The sequence below is a fragment of the Clostridium sp. AF29-8BH genome (genome assembly GCF_003478145.1).
Taxonomy (GTDB): domain Bacteria; phylum Bacillota; class Clostridia; order Lachnospirales; family Lachnospiraceae; genus Otoolea; species Otoolea fessa.
On record NZ_QUEL01000004.1, the window covers coordinates 160471 to 178037 of the forward strand.

Consider the following 17567-nt stretch of genomic DNA (forward strand, 5'->3'; position numbering starts at 1 on the left):
GAGCCAGACGTATTTCACGAGATACTAATTCAAGCAAAAGGAGAATGTCTCATGCAAGTAAATGTACAAGAGAAGTTTTTTGTTTGGTTGGCGGCAAGGGTTTCTTCGGCACAGCTTTCGGAGTTTTATATTGTATGCAAGGACATTGAATACTTTTGTGTGAGTAAACATATCCTTACCGAACCATTATTTGAGACAACGAACACAGTTATAATTCAAGGCGTAATCGACACCATAAAATCAAATAGATTGTTCCAGCTTAAGTATTTTCGTCACTTTGGAAAAATGCGTAAAGTGATGGATTACTATATGACCTTCCTTCGAGAAAATCCTTTATATCAGAGCAAGGAGCCAGAAAATGTTCCTCTCTCTAATAACGAAATAGTAGCTCATTCTAAGGACTATATAGAAGTGAAAAACACAGCCACATCAGATCTGGAACCTGTGATGGCTGAACAAACTGAAGCAACGGTTTCAGTTAATGAAGAAGAAAAAACTCTCGCAGAAAGTAATGAGGATTCTATAGAAGGTGTCGCAATAGATGAAGTTGTCCTTTCCGAGAATATCAACAGCGAAACTCTTGTTTGGAACTTTGCTAATGACAATGTAGATTTTTCCAATGCCAGCCCTACAGCTATCACCTATTTTGGTGAGGAGGAAAATGTTCAAGATTGGGCAGATGCCTTTGTGAAGATTATCCGTGCTATGCAGGAAGATTATCCGTCCATTATTCGTGGAATGGTTGGTTATCATCTTGTTGGTATCGGAAAAGTTGTATTGACTGGTATCGCCGGAATTAGCAAATTTGGTAAACCTATTGAATTGAATAATGGTCTTTTCCTCGAAACGGATTGCTCTCCTAATGAGATGGTATCTATTGTTCGTGTCCTGATGGATAAGTGTAACATGGACTACGATAACATTGAACTATATTACGAGGAACCCGAGAGTGATGTTGTTATAACCGATAATTACCAGACAGTTGAAACTGTTGTTTCTGAAGAAGAGCCTTTAGCTGAAGGAGTTCAGGACTACATTGTTCAGGTGCTTGAGAAACTAAATATTCCTTATGTAGATCACAGAAACAACAATGGTTGCCTTTGGATTATTGGTGACCGCAGAATAAGTCCTGTTTTTGAAGATTTCTATGAATATAGCGTAGTTTTCCATTATAAAGAAGATGGTGGTCGTGCAACTAAGGGCGAACCTGCATGGTGGACAAAAGATGTAATGGTTTTTGACAATGAGTCTGAAGCCAATGATGTTGTAGAGCAGCCGATTAAGGAAAATGAAAAGCCGTATGAGAATGTGCTTAATATCACTTCCGCAGCTGAAGGAAAAGTAGCATTTGAAAACTGGCTCATAACTGGTGTCGGTCTTGCGGTACGCTCTGCAAAGAGCTATTCCTCTGCAATCAATGTTGCGGGTCAGTATTCCGTAAAATGGGGTTTTTCTGAAAATGAGCTGTTCTACATTCTGGATGCGGAGCAGGTTTATCAGATTAGCATGAAGTTACTTGCAAATCCAGAATTCACACAGCTCAACGATGGACAGCACAATCGCTATCGTGCGGCTTTGTCGAAGTATTGGGATTATTGCAAGGCTCTTTTTGGTGGCGTAACTGTACCAATTAGAAATGCACCTGAACAGGAGAATGAGATAAAGAAGAATCGCATTGATTTCATTGCATGGGCGCAAGCACAGCAAATACAAAATGCAGCAATCTTGGTATACCTGTCGGATATAAAAAAATGTAGCGAGTTTGCACAAGAGAATAATTACATAAAAGAGAAACACATCCTTTTGATTCAGGATGCAAATACCCTCGAACGAGTTTTCTTGGAAATGCGGAAAGACCGTAGATTTGTAGAACTCAACAATGAAAGACAGAAACGCCCTGTTTCTGCGATGAATAAACTGATAGCTTTCCGCAGAGCTACTGCAACGGGTGGAGAACAAAAGCCTATCGTTTCTGTTCCTGTTACATCTATTGAGAAGCCAGTTCAAAGGCCAAATGTTTCCGTCACCACAGCTTCTGTTAATCCGCAGGTTAAGGAAAGGTACACGGCTATTTTGGCAGAAAACTTTGTGGACGGATTCAGACCGGCAAAAGCAATCGACAGAAATCGTTTTAGAATGTATTACGGTGATATATTTGGAGAAGAATTGACCGAAGATGATGAGAGCTTTGTTCGCACTTTGATGAAGATCGGTACTTTCCGTGATGAGCGTATCTTTGTAAAAGATGAAACAGAACAAAAAGATCTTCTTGAAGAAATCAATGACACCATCACAGAAACCTTTAAGGATGGCGCATCTTGTATTTACTTAGATTGCTTGTTCACACGATTCCAGGAACAGCTTGCAGAAATGTTGCACATCTACAATGAGGATTCGCTGGAAAGCGTATTGTTTAGCTCTGGAAAGCGCAATTACTTCAAGAGATATAACTATTTGCTCGGATATAACAAAGAACCCGCCCCTAACAGGGATGTTATTGAGTATATGAAGAAATCCAATTTACCAGTAACTTATTCAGAAATCGAAAATGGTCTTTGGTACATTCCGCTGGACAAAATCAAACACACCTTAGTCACAACACCGGGCATTGTGAATGTTGCATCGGAAGCATATTTGTATGCGCCGAACCTTCCGGTTAGTGAAAATGAGATTCAGCAGATTGCGGAATTGATTAGTCACGCTTTGTTGCAGCGAAACTACATTTCTGATGTGGAACTGATGCAACTAATCGAGGAGCATTGTCCGTCTGTACTGATGAACACTCCAGATTACCCTATGTGGGGACTCCGGAACGCACTTGCATATCTTCTGCGTGATAAGTTCTCATTTAGAGGTGCAATCATCAGCGGCAAAGATGAAGAAATTAGCATGGCTGAGGTTTTCACGGATTTCTGCCAGCGTTCCGAACACATTACAGTCGATGAACTCAAACAATTTGCAAGTGAGTTGAACACCGTAATCTATTGGGATTCTGTGTATAGCGAGATGGTTCGTATCAATCAAAACGAGTTCGTTCGCAAAGATCATATTCATTTTGATGTGGAACATACAGACTCTGTTTTGGAAAACCTTATCCAAAGTGCTTACATACCAATTAAAACAATCAACCTATTCCTGCATTTTCCTGCGATTGATGTTCCTTGGAATAATTTTGTATTGGAAAGCTATGTGGCACACTACAGTAAGAAGTTTAGACTGCTTCATGCGAGCTTTACAGCTACCGACTGTTGCGGAGCTATGGTTAGACAGGACTCAGGTATTTCCGACTATAGAACACTGATTGTGGATGTTCTTGCGAAAAATACTGGATGGAAAAATAAAAAAGATGCCCTTCAGCTGTTGGTTGATTTGGGCTATCAGCAAAGAAGAAGCTACAGCGATATAGAAAAAGTAATGCAAGAAGCAAAGGCAAAACTGCAAATACCTAAAAAATAAGAGTAACGGAGGGAATGTCATGGATAAAGAAATCAAAACATATCAGATTGATTTTGAGAAAAATCAGTCCATGGCATTTACCTCACCTCTTGCGTATCGCTTTTATCGAAAGCAAGAAAAGCAGGTTGAAAATTGGCGAGATTTGTATGCGGCAGTTCTCTCCGATTTGGCTCGTTCCTTTGCTGAAAAGTTTTCTCTAACAGATAGTGTTTCGATTCTTCCGCAAGATGAGATTGGTGACTTAAAGCAATCTAAAAAGATGAAGAAGCCAGTTTCTATTCGCAGAGGTGTTTACGTTGAAACAGACTTAAACACCGAAACACTCCTTCGTCGCATAAGAAGTGTTCTTGATGAATGTAATTTGCCATACACCCACCTCTCTATTACATATCTGATAGATGAGGAGCGTAAAGCTCAGTATCAGCAAATGCGAATGGATGCGGCTAATAAGCCGAAAGTATATCTTCTGGACTGGAGTGTTCAAGCGACATACACGGGATCGTCCCCAGTATCTTATAGATATAAGACTAAAAACACGAAACAAATTAGTTCGTGGTACGATATTTATGTTCAGCTTATTACCGATCTGATGTCGGAATATCCTAAGAGAATTAAGCATGGTATTTCTGTAGGTGGTCGTCGCTCTTTCGATATTTGTGATGCCACCAAGAAGCATAATATGCGTAGACCACAAAACATTGGAAGTGGTCTTGTGTTAGAGACCTTTGGTACACCGGCAATTCTCATAGATCGAATGTACCACTTCCTCACCTTATGTAAGGTTGACCCGAGTAAAATTGTAATTAAATTTGACTTTGATGATAAGCAGCGTGAGTCTGAATATCTGGAGCAGCGTCCAGGACAAAACGTTCAGAGTTACAGTAGAGCAAATGTTGATAGAAAAGTGGCTCGTAGATGCAAGTCAATCTTGAGGAAACAGTTTGAAAATGGCTTTCGTTTGAAAAGCTCCATTGATATGAACAGGCTGAGAGAGTCTTATCAAAAAGCTTACAAAGAAGAACTCCCTACGGATGAAAAAATTATAGCCATTCTTCATTCAATCAATAAGCCTATGGATGGGCGAATTTATGCAGACCGTTCAGAAGAACAGGATGATTTAATAGAGGTTATCCTGCAAGACATTGACGACACCTTTTCTTCTGGCGCCACCTGTATTTATCTTCAGTCCATTTTAGATAGACATCAGATACAAATACACGAGCATTTGAAGATATATACCACCGATGCTTTGGCAGAATTGATTATTTCTACTGCGACAAAGGCATATACGGTAAAACGCAATTATCTTTGTTTTGGGCGAAGAAAACCAGATGCAGATGGCGAAATCATTACTGTTCTCCAAAAGAGCAGTACGCCGATAGCCGCAGCTGATGTAGCTGCAAACTTCTGGTACATTCCAAAGGAAAAAGTCAATCAGGTTCTGATTTCAACGGATTCGATTGTGAATGTTCAGCAAGAATATTATTATTACGCCCCTAATTTGCCCGTTGGCAGGTTTGACAAAGCGAGGATTCGAGAGAATCTGAAAACGGTGTTGGCCATTCAAGACTCTCTAACAGAAATAGAGCTGCTGAATACTGTTTTGCAAGAATGTCCAAACCTATTGAGTGAGGTTGCATTCCTCTCTTGGCGTGGTTTACGAAACAGCCTGCTTTACCTATTTGGTGATGTGATTGCTCTTGATGGGAACATGATAAAGGCAAACAGAAAAGTGTAACAAAGAAAGAGAAAAGAGGACACCATCATGTACCAATATATTTGGGATGCGGAGACCGGTGGACTGCTACTTACAACTGAAATATCAAAGTTTAGTAAGGAACCCCGTCCCGTCTATTATAAAGAACTGGACATTCTGGGATTTAACCGTTTCTGGAATTATCCTAAGGATGACAGTGCACCGTTAATGTGGGCTGAAGCAAACAACTACATATACAAAGGTCGCACCGTGGCAAGAACCAAGGGCGGATCGGTTTATACACAACCTGAACTGGTTATTTTGGATGATCCAGAACCGGACAACGGAATGTTGGAGTTTGTTGACATTGAAGGCATGGTTCAGAAGAACCAAGATTTATTGGAAACACTAACTCAGGAAACCATTCAGAAAATCTACAATGTGTATCGTGAATACAAGAATCATGTCGATGTATTCTATGTAGCATTCAGCGGTGGAAAAGATAGCGTTGTTGCACTTGATTTAGTTCAAAGATCGTTGCCGCATGATGATTTCCTTGTTCTGTTTGGTGACACAAGGATGGAGTTTCCTGACACCTATAAGGTTGTGGAACAAATCGAACAGTATTGCAAGGAACAAGGAATTGAGTTTTTCAGAGCGCAATCAAAACTGATTCCTTCTCAGACTTGGAAGATCTTCGGACCTCCATCAACTACAACAAGATGGTGCTGTAGCGTTCACAAGACCTCTCCGCAGATTAACCTTTTGAGACAGATTACAGGCAAGCACGACTTTACCGGCATGGCATTTACTGGAATTAGAGCAGAGGAAAGTCTTACTCGAAGTGAGTATGATTCCGTAAACGATGGCAAGAAACACAGTGGTCAGTTAAGCTGCCACGGTATTCTGGAATGGAACTCCGCAGAACTGTTCCTCTACATCTTTGCAAGAGGACTTGTCGTAAACGAAGCATATAAAAAAGGTAATTCTCGTGCGGGTTGTCTGGTATGCCCGAACTCGTCTGGACGACACGAATATATTAAGCGAACGTGTTATCCGACAGAAATTGACAACTACTTGGAAATGATCGCTTCTACAAGCGGAAAGACCAACTACAGTCCAGAAGAAATGAAGATGTTCATTGACTCCGGATATTGGAGAACCAGAAAATCCGGCAGAGAGCTTAATTTTGGCCATGACTGTTTTGAGGTTAAGTCTGATTCAACTCCGCCTATTATCACGGTATATAAAACACAGCTCCATTGGGAGATGTGGGCGAAAACGGTTGGCGAGTTTTACCAGGCAGAACCGGATTTGTACATTATCAAGTATCTTGATAAGCTGTATCAAATCAAACTTGAAAGAACCGATACAAGTATTTCGTTCTTACTCTTAAATTGCACTAAGAGCAAAGATGATGTTAGGTTCTTCTCCCTTTTCAGAAGCGTTATCGTTAAAACGCTCTATTGCATTGGCTGCGGTGTATGTCAAGCGGAATGCAAAAGCCATTGCATTGATATGACGAACGGCATAAAAGTCGGTGACAACTGTACGCACTGTCATAAATGCCATGATATACATGAACATTGTTTAAGATACAATTCAATTAGAAATAAGATTTCGGAGGGGAGAAAAATGACTGGATTGGACAGGTACTTTAGTTTCGGCGCTCGTGCTGAATGGATGGATATTTTCTGTAGATATGACTGTGGTGCAGAGTTCTGGATGTCCGATGGTGATGGTTTGGTAGCAAACAAGAAGAAAGACGCATTCAAGAACTTTGTTCAGGATGCAGGACTTGTTGTGTTCGACAAAAAAGCTGAAGGTGACAAGTATACCAAGTGCATTCCTACCGCAGTAGCAGAAGCAGTATGCAGAATCGGCGCAAGTGAAGAAACTGCATGGGCATTGATCCTGTGTAATCTTGTTTATACTCCTGCCTACAACTGGTTTGTTAATAATTTGAAGCAGGGTGTTTCCTATACGCCTGACTCTATTAAGATGATGCTCTCTGATGTCATGGAAAACGACTTAAAGGGTTTGGGCAAGAGAAACGTCGTTGACGCTTTTAAGATTGTTATGACGAAAACTCCTTTGGGCACTTCTCGTATTTTTGCTGAGTGTGATGCTGACGAAAAAGTCAGTGCATCCGGCAAGGAAACCATCACCCTCAACTCCTTGGTGCGATGTGAATGGAATGCTCCTGATGCGAAGGTTATCCTGTACAGCCTGTACAAGTTTGCTGAAGCCTGCGGTGATTATTATCAGTTTACTCTGGAGATCCTGCTTGATGATTCCATCGAGCGTGATGGTGTAAGCCCTACCCGTATTTTCGGACTGGATAGAGAAACTATGGTTCGTGTTCTGAATGGTTTGGCTGTAAACTATCCTGAGTTTATTTCGGCATCGTTTACGCTTGATTTGGATACTATCACGCTCCGTCCCACTGGCTCTGAGCTGACTTCTGAAGATGTATTGAAGCTGTTCTAATAAGGAGGATATGACCATGGCTGGCAAGAAACTTTATAAGGATTACTTTAATATAGATCCTAAATATTATGCAGCAGTAACCGCAGATTTAATTGAAAGCGGTATGGTAAGCTGGAAAAGCTTTTATCCACACGAGACATTTGTGAAGCTGCTCGAAAAAACACATACTGTATTGTCGGGTAAAGATCCTCGCTCTCTGTGGGTTGAAGGTGCGTATGGCACAGGTAAGTCCCATGCAGCACTTACAGTAAAGTCATTGCTGGATGCTACCGACGAGGAAGTAAAAGGTTACTTTGATGACTATGGTTTGAGTAAGGATCTCTGTCAGAAGATTATTGCTGACAAAAATGATGGTTTGCTCATTACCATTCACAGAATTGGTTCTGGCTCCATTCGTTCTGATCAGGATCTGATTCTTGCTGTTCAGGACAGTATCATGTCTGCACTTGAAAAGCATGGAATCACTAATCGTGGTGAAGTGTCCCTGCGTGATGCCGCTTTGAAATGGTTGGAGAAGAAAGCAAACCGTGACTATTTCAACACTCTTATTGCCGAGGAGCAGTATGCGTGGACGTTTGGCGGAAACGATGTTGATGCTGTTATCGACCGTTTGCAAAATGGAACTCCGGCGCAGATTGCCAAAACAATGAGAGACATCATTACCGTTGCAGAGGATAACGGTATTACTGCTTTGCGTCTGGATATTCAGGGCATGGCAGACTGGATTAAGAATATTATCTCTGAAAATCAGATTAAAGCCATTCTGTTTGTCTGGGATGAGTTTACTGAGTTCTTCCAGAACAACCCTAACTCCCTGACTGGTTTTCAGACTTTGGCGGAAATCAGCCTTTCCCATCCTTTCTACTTTATGATCGTGTCTCACGAGAGTAGAAGTTTGTTCCTTAATGCGGAAACGGCGAAGAAGATCCTTGACCGTTTTGTTCCGCCTGTAAAAATTGAATTGCCCGAAAATATGGCATTCCGTCTGATGGCGCAGGCAATGAAAACCACTCAGGATACCATGCTTAAGAGCGAATGGGAAGAATATAAGGGTGAGCTGACGGACGATTTGGCTGGCGTATGCAGCTACATCACCTCCAGCATGAAAAGCACATCTACTTTGGGACAAAAAACAGTTTTGTCTGAACAGGAATTACAGGCTATTGTGCCTATTCATCCTTATGCAGCACTGTTGCTGAAGCATCTCTCTGTTGCTTTCAGTTCCAACCAGAGAAGTATGTTCGACTTCATTATCAGTAATGACATGACCGATGCCAAGGCGTTTAAGTGGTTCATCAACAATTATGGTCCTTTGGATAGGCCAAATTTGTTGACCATTGATATGCTGTGGGATTTCTTTTACGGAAAGGGTCAGAATGGTCTGAACGATGATGTTCGTGTCATCCTGGACTCTTATAGCTTGCTTCGTTCTGACAAGATGACACCTGATGAGCAGCAAGTGCTGAAAACTGTTCTCCTTTTGCAGGCGATTTCCTTGCGTATCAGCGATGTTGATCTGCTGAAACCTAACGAGCAGAATGTTGACCTTGCTTTCTCCGGCACTGGTTGGTCTAAGGGCAAAGCCCGTTCTATCGCAGAGAAACTTGTTCGTGATGGTATGCTCTTTAAGCGTACTGTTGGTGGTGGTAAGTCCGAGTACACCATTGCAAACAGCACAGGTGATGCTGCAACAATTAAAAAGCTGAAAGATACTGTAATCAGAGAAACTAAGACTCAGGATCTGATTACAAACGCTGATTTGATTGGAGCGATTATACTTCCTCCTGCTATCAATGGCAGATATATTCTCAATGGCGCTGCCTATGGTAACTTTACCCCCGCTGTGGCGAAACTTGCTGCATCATCCCATTCGAATCGTTTCTCCGTATTGGTGACCTTCGCTTTGAACGACGACGAAGCAGCTCAGGTAAAGAATCAGGTTGTTAGCAGCATTAAGGCTGGAAAGCACGATTTCATTTATGTCGATGCAAGTCTTTCTCCTATGGGTAAAGACCTGTTTGAACAGTATATCGAGAGCATGGCTTACAGCCGTTACTACGCACAGAACGATAAGCATCGTGCAGGTGAGTTCCAAAAGCAGGCTGCAAAGTGCCTGACCGATTGGAAAGAGAAGATTGTCGGTGGTGCTTTCATGCTGTATAGCGCAGAACATCCGAGCGGAAAACGATTGGCTAATATTACGGCCTTGCAGGAAGAATTTAACCTGATTAACCATCAGAAATACTTCTATGGGCTTGAGGGCTATGATGTAAAGCGTGACCTTTTCGTTGGTAGTGCGCTTGCCCAAGGTGCGGAATGTGGTGCCACTCAGACTCTGAAACAGACATTTAAGGAGCCTAAACTGGAAACAGCGCTTGCAGGTGCATGGGGTATCGAAAACTATTGGGAAGATCCTACTAAGCGTAGCTTGTCCATCGTTCAGATTAAAATGAAAGTTGAAGAACTGATTCAAAAGGGATTCAACTCTCCTTCTGGTCGTGTTTGCGTGGCTGATATTTATAGCGAGCTGGAACAGGCTCCTTATGGATTCAGAGCGACTAACCTTGCAGCTTTTGTGATGGGCTTTGTTCTGAAAGAATACGCAACTTCGGACTATTTCTGGAGCAATGGCTCCACCAGCGAAAGTATGTCTGTTGATAAGATGAAAATGGCGATTGCCAATGCTATGAAACAGACGGTTTCTCCTGATAAGAAATACAAACCAGAATATATTGTTGCTATGAGCGCAGAGCAGAGAGCATTCTTAAAATGCACTTCTGAAGCGTTTCGTATTCCTATGACTCAGTGTGGGTCTATCGAAAGTGCAAGAGATCAAGTGCGTATCAGCATGAAGAAGCTCTCATTCCCGATTTGGTCTGTTAAGTCCATTCTGGAAACTGTTGAGATGCATACTCCTGTGGCTACAGTTGCGAATGTAATTGATGATTACTGTGGCATTGCTAATACTGCCAACAGTTCCACGGCTTCTGAAAGTGATCTGGCAGATGCAATCGGTCGTTTGGTTATTCAGAACACTTCTTTGGCTGAAGATCTTACCCGGCTTCTCACAAACGATATGTGCAGAAATGGTATGCTGGCATACATTGACGCATATCAGGGCGGTGCTTTGAAGACCCTTGCAGCTCAGATTGGTGATGGTGGTGCATATCTCGATCAGGTAAAACAGAAGTTTAATGCAGATGCCGCAAACTGGGTTTGGAACACCGAGACTGCTGATGACAAAATCAATGATGTTATTCTTGATTATCGTATTATTGCAGAAAGTGCCAAAAGCATCCCTGCTTGTTGTAGTATCAGAGATGTTGTTAGTGGTTGGAATAACCGCACCAATAATATCAAAATTACATTTGACGCTCTGAAAAAAGCAGCTGGTGATTTAACTCCTTTCCTTGAAGAATTGCATCGCATGAAGCAGACGAACACTTTGTCTGACCAGAATAAAGAGGAGTTCTATTCTCTCTTGGTGTCTCAGAGAGAAGCTTTTGATAGATTCTACGGCGATCAGATTCCGTATTTTAGAACCGTTGCGGAAATCTTCATTGATGGAATGGACAGCGATGATGTTCTTAAGCTGTATCAGGACATTCCTGCTGGTCAGTTTACGAAGTCCTCTACCGAATATATGACCTATGTTGAGAATGCCGTTAAGGTATTCCTCCAGAGCCAAGCGAAAAAGCGTTTGAAGGATTTGTGGGTTGAAAAGACTGGAACGAAAGATCCTCGTGACTGGTCTGCACGTTTTGATACTCCTATTCTTTGTATGATTGATGATGAAGAACGTCCTGAAGCAAAAGAAATCTTCAATATTATGATGGAAAATTCTCCTTCTGAGATGTTCATCAATCGTGCAATTGAATATTTGAACCGTGTAACCTACTTCGACAGACTTGCCAACAAGGAACTGCGTGATAAATGCTTTATGAGTCGTGTTGTTGGTGATTATGAACTGATGCTGGATGATGCACAAGTAGTTAGAGAATATTTGATTGCTCATGTTACTGTTCGTCCGTATGATTGGATGGATAACTCAACTGTACAGAATCAAATCAGAATGCTTGCAGAGAAGAAGTATAAGACTGGTGGTAGTGAAAAGGTTTGGGCTGTTGTTGAAAAGATGGATGCAACAGAACTTCGTCACTATCTGAGAGACTTGATTTCGGATAATGTTAAGGTGGGTATCGAAATCTTAAAGAACAAATAAGGAGGGCATTTATGTACTGCAAGACTGTAAATGAATGTTTTCAAGAAATAAATGCATATTGCACCGGCAAACCTTGGGGGCATCCTCTCTTGGTGAATCTGGAAAACTTTAATGATTTCCAAACTGTTCTTCAGCGACTGGAAGCAGACACCAGTAAGCAGTGCATATTTGTTTCTCAATTTACACAGAAAAATGGTTTGCCAATCATTGATGATGCCATCGCAAAGATAACGGGAAAAGAAATCTATGTGATGGTTGGTGCATCACAAGCAGCTATGCTAAGAAATGAGACTGCTGTAGATGCACTTGTGGACGAGTTGCTTGGTTTAAGTATATCCGGTCATGCGATTATTTTACTGAATCATTGCAAGAAATTTATTGACCGATATTTACAACGCGATCCCCGCTATGATCGTCGAGTTGTTCTGGTGGAGGGAAGCACATCTCCACTCCCGCAGATAAAACTAACCGATAATGAAGATGTATGTGTAGAATTCAAACCTTTGAATGGTATTCAAGGGCTGTTGAAGTACATGGAGAAAATGGATGATGCTAAACTGCAAGCACATCCAGCGCTGACTGTATTGACCGGTTTCAAAACTTCTCTATTTAGACAGTCCTTATATTCCGTAACCGAAAGCACAGGTATCTACGATGCTGTATGTCAGAAGTATTCTGATTTGTTACTAACTAAAAATGAGTACGGTACACAAGAGCAATGGGCTTGGCTACTTAATGCTATGAAAGGTGTTGATACCTTCTCTGCATTTATATGTTCTAATTTCGGAGCAACCACAAATTTAATTGCTCACTTAGATAATGTGCTGGAGACGGGTGACAAAAACAAGTTCTGGCTCCTTTGGCTTGCTATGCAAGTCTTTGGTGCAGGAACCAACAAGTATGTAGCTCGTATCCTTGCAAATTCTGATTCTGCTGATACATTTGAACACTCCTTGTATAGCGAACTTATCAACATCAAACATGATGACCCTATGTTTGATACATACTATGCAGAAAGAAAACGCATCCTCGATAGCATTCCAGAGAATCTTCCGTATATCGACGATTATTGCGACCAGATAGGTATACATGAGAAGTATGCAGTATGTTATCTGACAGCAGCAAGCGAGCGTGAGCGTTATGAACTGGTCAAGAACCTATCCATTTATGATTATGGCGAAGATGAAATTGGAACTGTTTTGAAAAATGGCTTCCCTGACATCTACAGCTATATGCAACCGTTCGCATTTGATGTACTAAATACCAAACTACCAGATGCAGATAACTCTCTGCGTGGAGAATTGACTACTTATTTTGTGCAATACAAACAGCAAAAGCTGACCAATCGTATTTGGGACGGGTTTATGTCTAAAGTAGATACTTATGCTGTTGATAGACCGTTTATGAAGTTGCAACCTCGAAGTAGTATTGTATCCAAACTTGACAAAAGTAAGACCGGATTTTTCTTCTTTGATGCGTTAGGTGTTGAGTACCTTGCGTTCATTCAAAGCAAGTGTGAAAAGTATGGTTTGATTTCGGAGTTTGCGATTGGTCGTTGCGAGCTTCCTTCCATCACTTCTGCAAACAAGGAATTCGAAAACACTTGCCCGAATGTAAAGAAGATATCTGCTTTGGATGAATTGAAGCATCACAGCATGGTTTATGATTATACTACCTGCCCTTATCCTATCCACTTGTTCCGTGAATTGGAAATCATTGATGCCGAACTACGACGCATTCAAACTCAGTTAGCACAGGGAACCATTCAAAAAGCAGTTATTCTCTCAGACCATGGTGCAAGCCGTTTGGCGGTACTATATGGAAAAGAATCTGCCTCCAATATTGAACTCGCAGAGAAGGGTATCCATAGCGGAAGATGCTGCAAAATCGACGAAGATCCACATCTTACACAGGCATCCTACGAAGATGGATATGCTGTTCTTGCCAACTATGAGCGTTTTAAGGGAAGCCGTGCAGCAAACCTTGAAGTTCATGGCGGTGCAACCTTGGAAGAAGTCCTTGTTCCTGTAATCACATTGGTAAGAAAACCTGACAATATTACTTATTGTTTTGTTGATCCGGTAATAAAGTTTAAGATGGGGCAGGATGCAAGAATTACGCTATTCTCCAATATGCCTATGAAGCAACCTCGCATTCAAGTAAAAGGTATTTTTTATGAAGGCACATTTGTCGGAGATAAAAAACATGCTGAGTTTGTTATGCCTGAACTGAAACGCACAAATTCATATGAAGCCATTGTGTATGACGGCGATAAAAATGTTGGCATTACGCTCAGTTTCAGCATTGAACGAGCAACAAAACAGAAGAATCTGTTTGGAATATAAATAAGATTGGAGGGATTCGTAATGGATGATTTTATAAATCGTCTTAAAGATGCTTTTGATACCATGGTGGTATTCAAAGATCTTCAGCAAAATAATTTTATTTCTTCTTTCAATCTTCCGTCTTTCATGCGTGATTATGTTGTAAAAAATTTTCAAGATGATGATGGCGAGGTTGATGTAGACAGTGCTTCGGACTTTATTAGAACCTATATTCCTAAGAAAGAGGATTGGAAAAACCTTAAAAATAGAATCATAAACAATAGCGAAACTATCAAGATTCTTGCAAAAGTGTGTGTCGAAATCAATATTCGAACTGGTGAAATTTCTTTCGCCCTTCCTGATTTCGGCCTCGGCTACAAAGATACAACCATTCCTCGTGAGGTTTGGGACACTTGTAGCGAAGCATTATTAAAAGCAGAAGAAAACTGGGGTATCATTGAATTAGGTTACCAGTATCCGTATGATGCAAAAACTCCGGGTAAAATTAAACTGATGGACTTCACCGATTTCTGCCCGTATGAAACTGATTTGGAAGAATTTAAGACTGCCCGTGAAAGCTTTTCTTTGGATGAGTGGATTGATATTTTGTTGTCTGCGGTTGACTACAATCCTGCTGGATACGAAAGTAGAGTGCAGAAATTGTCCGTTATCCAGCGTTTATTACCTTTCGCAGAAAAAAATCTGAATCTCATTGAACTTGCACCACCAGGTACTGGCAAATCATATCTATTTGGTCAGATTAGTCGCTATGGCTGGCTTGTTTCCGGCAAGGTAACTCGTGCAAAATTGATTTATGATATCGGTAAAAAAGCTGATGGTATTGTTGCCTACAAGGACTTTGTTGCTTTAGATGAAATACGAGAAGCGGAATATATGAAAGATACAGAACTTCATTCTGCCCTGCAACAGATTATGGAAAACAGAAAATACAATGCGCCTGATGGACATGAGGTAAAGGTAGATGCTGGTATTGTGTTCTTAGGTAACATTTCAGGCAGTGCCATGGATGAGTATAGCAATATGTTCCTTGAGTTGCCGGAGCCATTCCATAGAGTTCCTTTCTTGGATCGTATCCATGGCTTTATCAAAGGTTGGGAGTTGCCGAGAATGAACGATGATTTGAAAGCATTTGGCTGGGCCTTGAACTCAGAATACTTCTCCAGTATCATGCACGAACTTAGAGATGACCCTTCTTATAGAGCCATTGTCGATGCTCGAATTGATATGCCACCTAAAGCGGATACTCGTGACACAGAAGCTATCAAGAGAATTTGTACCGCATACCTGAAACTGCTGTTCCCGCACGTTCGCAGACCTCAGGATATTACTTCTCATGATTTTAATCGTTACTGCTTACAACCTGCAATGGATATGCGTGCAATTATTCGCATACAAATGGGCATTGCGGATGAAAAGGAATCAGGAAAAACTGTTCCGAGTTTTTCTGTGATTGATGCGTAAGATTAAAAAAATATCTTGTGTTTCTTGCGGGAAAGAATCACTTGAAAAGAATGAGATTGGAATTAACAAAAAATTATTAGGGGAACAGGTTGAATCTTTTTACTGTATGGACTGCCTTGCCGACTATCTTGGTGTATCTGTTCAGGATATTTTGGATAAGGTTGAGGAGTTCAAAGACCAGGGATGCAAACTGTTTGAGTGATGACAATGAAAGTGTACGCAGATCATGCAGCAACTACAAAATTAGATACAGATGCGTTTGAAGCAATGAAGCCATTTCTTCTTAATGATTTTGGAAACGCTTCGCAACCATATTCATTTGCACGAACAGCCAAAGTTGCATTGAAGTCTGCTCGTATAACAATAGCAAACTGTATCAATGCAAATCCTGAAGAAATCTATTTCACATCAGGTGGGACTGAGAGCGACAACTGGCTATTAAGTCGCCATCTCTTATTGATAGGGATAATGGAACCACCATTACATCACAAATAGAACATCATGCTGTTTTACACGCATGTCATGCGGTGGAGCGCATAGGAAATCATGTGGTGTATCTTCCAGTAGATTCTCAAGGAATTGTCCAGTTCGATACATTGTCAAATCATCTTAGTGATAGCACAAGACTTGTATCTATCATGTTTGCAAACAATGAAATCGGAACTGTTCAACCCATCAAAAAACTATGTGAGATAACTCATTCCAAAGGTGCATTGTTTCACACAGATGCGGTACAAGCGGTTGGACACATTCTTATTGATGTGAAGGAACTCAATGTAGATATGCTCTCCGCATCTGCTCATAAGTTTAATGGGCCCAAGGGAATAGGATTTCTATACATCAAAAAAGGAACCCCTATTCTTCCTTATGTTGATGGCGGAGCGCAAGAGTTTGGAATGCGAGCAGGCACAGAGAATGTTGCATCCATTGTAGCAATGGCCGTTGCATTAGAAAAAAACTGCAATAGGATGCACTCTGTTAATGACCACTTGATAGAATTAGAACACAAACTACTTACATCTCTACAGATTGCAGGTTTGGATTTTATCAGAAACGGTAGTTGCGACAGAATCCCTGGAAATATGAGTCTGTCATTTCGTGGCTCTGAGGGTGAAATGCTTCTTCACAGACTTGACCTAATGGGAATTAGTGTTTCGACTGGTTCTGCCTGTGATAGCAAAAATACACAGCTTTCCCATGTCCTTAAAGCTATTCATACTCCAAGTGAGTACGCCAATGGAACAATTAGAATTTCTTTGGGGTATGAAAATACCGACGAAGAAATATCCTATATTGCAGCATCTTTGATAAAGATACTGCAACGCTAAAGATTTTACTTATGGCAGTGTTATTCTGCATTTTATCTGGTCCTAAACCATCCCACATTCAATCAAATTAAAAAGAGGCACGGCATAAATTATTCGTAAGCGATGAATAACCCACCGTCTTTTCACTCGAACAAATCTGTGCGACAATCTAACCAGAGAGTTAAAGAATCGCTTAACAGCGGCACATCTGAAGGACCCATCTGAACAATTGTCAGACTGTGTGGACTCTGACAAGCGGGAGTATCTGCCTGTTGGTATAACAGAGGTTCTTTCCTCTTTTGACTTTATTGAAAGAGGAAAGAACCTCTGTATTCTCGGAGAATCAGATGCCGGAAAGTCTTACCTTGCAAAAGCTATCGGCATAATGTAAACGCTCCATAGCAAGTACCTGTTCCTCCACTCCTTTTTCTGCCATAATAGTCTCACACTATACAGAGTCAAAAAAGTTAAGTACTCAACTTTTTTTGACCGCCTATGGAGGTCTAGCTATGAGCAGTCAAACAAGTTTGGTTGCTGAACAGGTTCGGTTGCAGCAATGGGCGGCACAGATCCAGGATTGTAAAAACCGC

9 protein-coding genes are annotated in these 17567 nt (G+C 41.1%); all 9 read left to right on the top strand.

Going from position 1 to position 17567, the window contains the following annotated elements; genetic code table 11:
* The first annotated feature begins 51 nt into the window (after nucleotides 1-51).
* Genes DWZ16_RS04870 through DWZ16_RS04905 form a run of 9 tightly spaced genes read left to right on the top strand, consistent with a single transcriptional unit; the run spans nucleotide 52 to nucleotide 16998 of the window.
* A complete protein-coding gene (locus DWZ16_RS04870; protein WP_118522378.1) occupies nucleotides 52-3456 on the top strand; it encodes a hypothetical protein in 3405 nt (1134 codons plus the stop codon).
* Between the two features lie 19 nt (nucleotides 3457-3475).
* Complete coding sequence (locus DWZ16_RS04875) at nucleotides 3476-5194, top strand: hypothetical protein (protein WP_118522379.1); 1719 nt, start codon at nucleotides 3476-3478, stop codon at nucleotides 5192-5194.
* Nucleotides 5195-5221: 27 nt separating this feature from the next.
* On the top strand, nucleotides 5222-7642 hold the full coding sequence (locus tag DWZ16_RS04880) for a phosphoadenosine phosphosulfate reductase family protein (RefSeq protein ID WP_118522380.1): 2421 nt from the start codon (nucleotides 5222-5224) through the stop codon (nucleotides 7640-7642).
* 16 nt (nucleotides 7643-7658) lie between these two features.
* The gene (locus tag DWZ16_RS04885; protein WP_118522381.1) at nucleotides 7659-11864 is read left to right on the top strand and encodes a hypothetical protein; all 4206 of its coding nucleotides are present in this window, start codon (nucleotides 7659-7661) and stop codon (nucleotides 11862-11864) included.
* Nucleotides 11865-11875: 11 nt separating this feature from the next.
* A complete protein-coding gene (gene pglZ / locus DWZ16_RS04890) occupies nucleotides 11876-14209 on the top strand; it encodes a BREX-4 system phosphatase PglZ (protein WP_118522382.1) in 2334 nt (777 codons plus the stop codon).
* 21 nt (nucleotides 14210-14230) lie between these two features.
* The gene (gene brxL, locus DWZ16_RS04895) at nucleotides 14231-15670 is read left to right on the top strand and encodes a BREX system Lon protease-like protein BrxL (protein ID WP_118522383.1); all 1440 of its coding nucleotides are present in this window, start codon (nucleotides 14231-14233) and stop codon (nucleotides 15668-15670) included.
* A complete protein-coding gene (locus tag DWZ16_RS04900) occupies nucleotides 15663-15872 on the top strand; it encodes a hypothetical protein (RefSeq protein ID WP_243021929.1) in 210 nt (69 codons plus the stop codon). Before brxL ends, DWZ16_RS04900 begins: the two co-directional genes overlap by 8 nt.
* Nucleotides 15872-16165, top strand: a complete 294-nt coding sequence (locus tag DWZ16_RS16590; RefSeq protein WP_412694286.1) for an aminotransferase class V-fold PLP-dependent enzyme — start codon at nucleotides 15872-15874, stop codon at nucleotides 16163-16165. Before DWZ16_RS04900 ends, DWZ16_RS16590 begins: the two co-directional genes overlap by 1 nt.
* A gap of 32 nt (nucleotides 16166-16197) precedes the next feature.
* On the top strand, nucleotides 16198-16998 hold the full coding sequence (locus DWZ16_RS04905; RefSeq protein ID WP_412694284.1) for a cysteine desulfurase family protein: 801 nt from the start codon (nucleotides 16198-16200) through the stop codon (nucleotides 16996-16998).
* The last annotated feature ends 569 nt before the right edge of the window (nucleotides 16999-17567 follow it).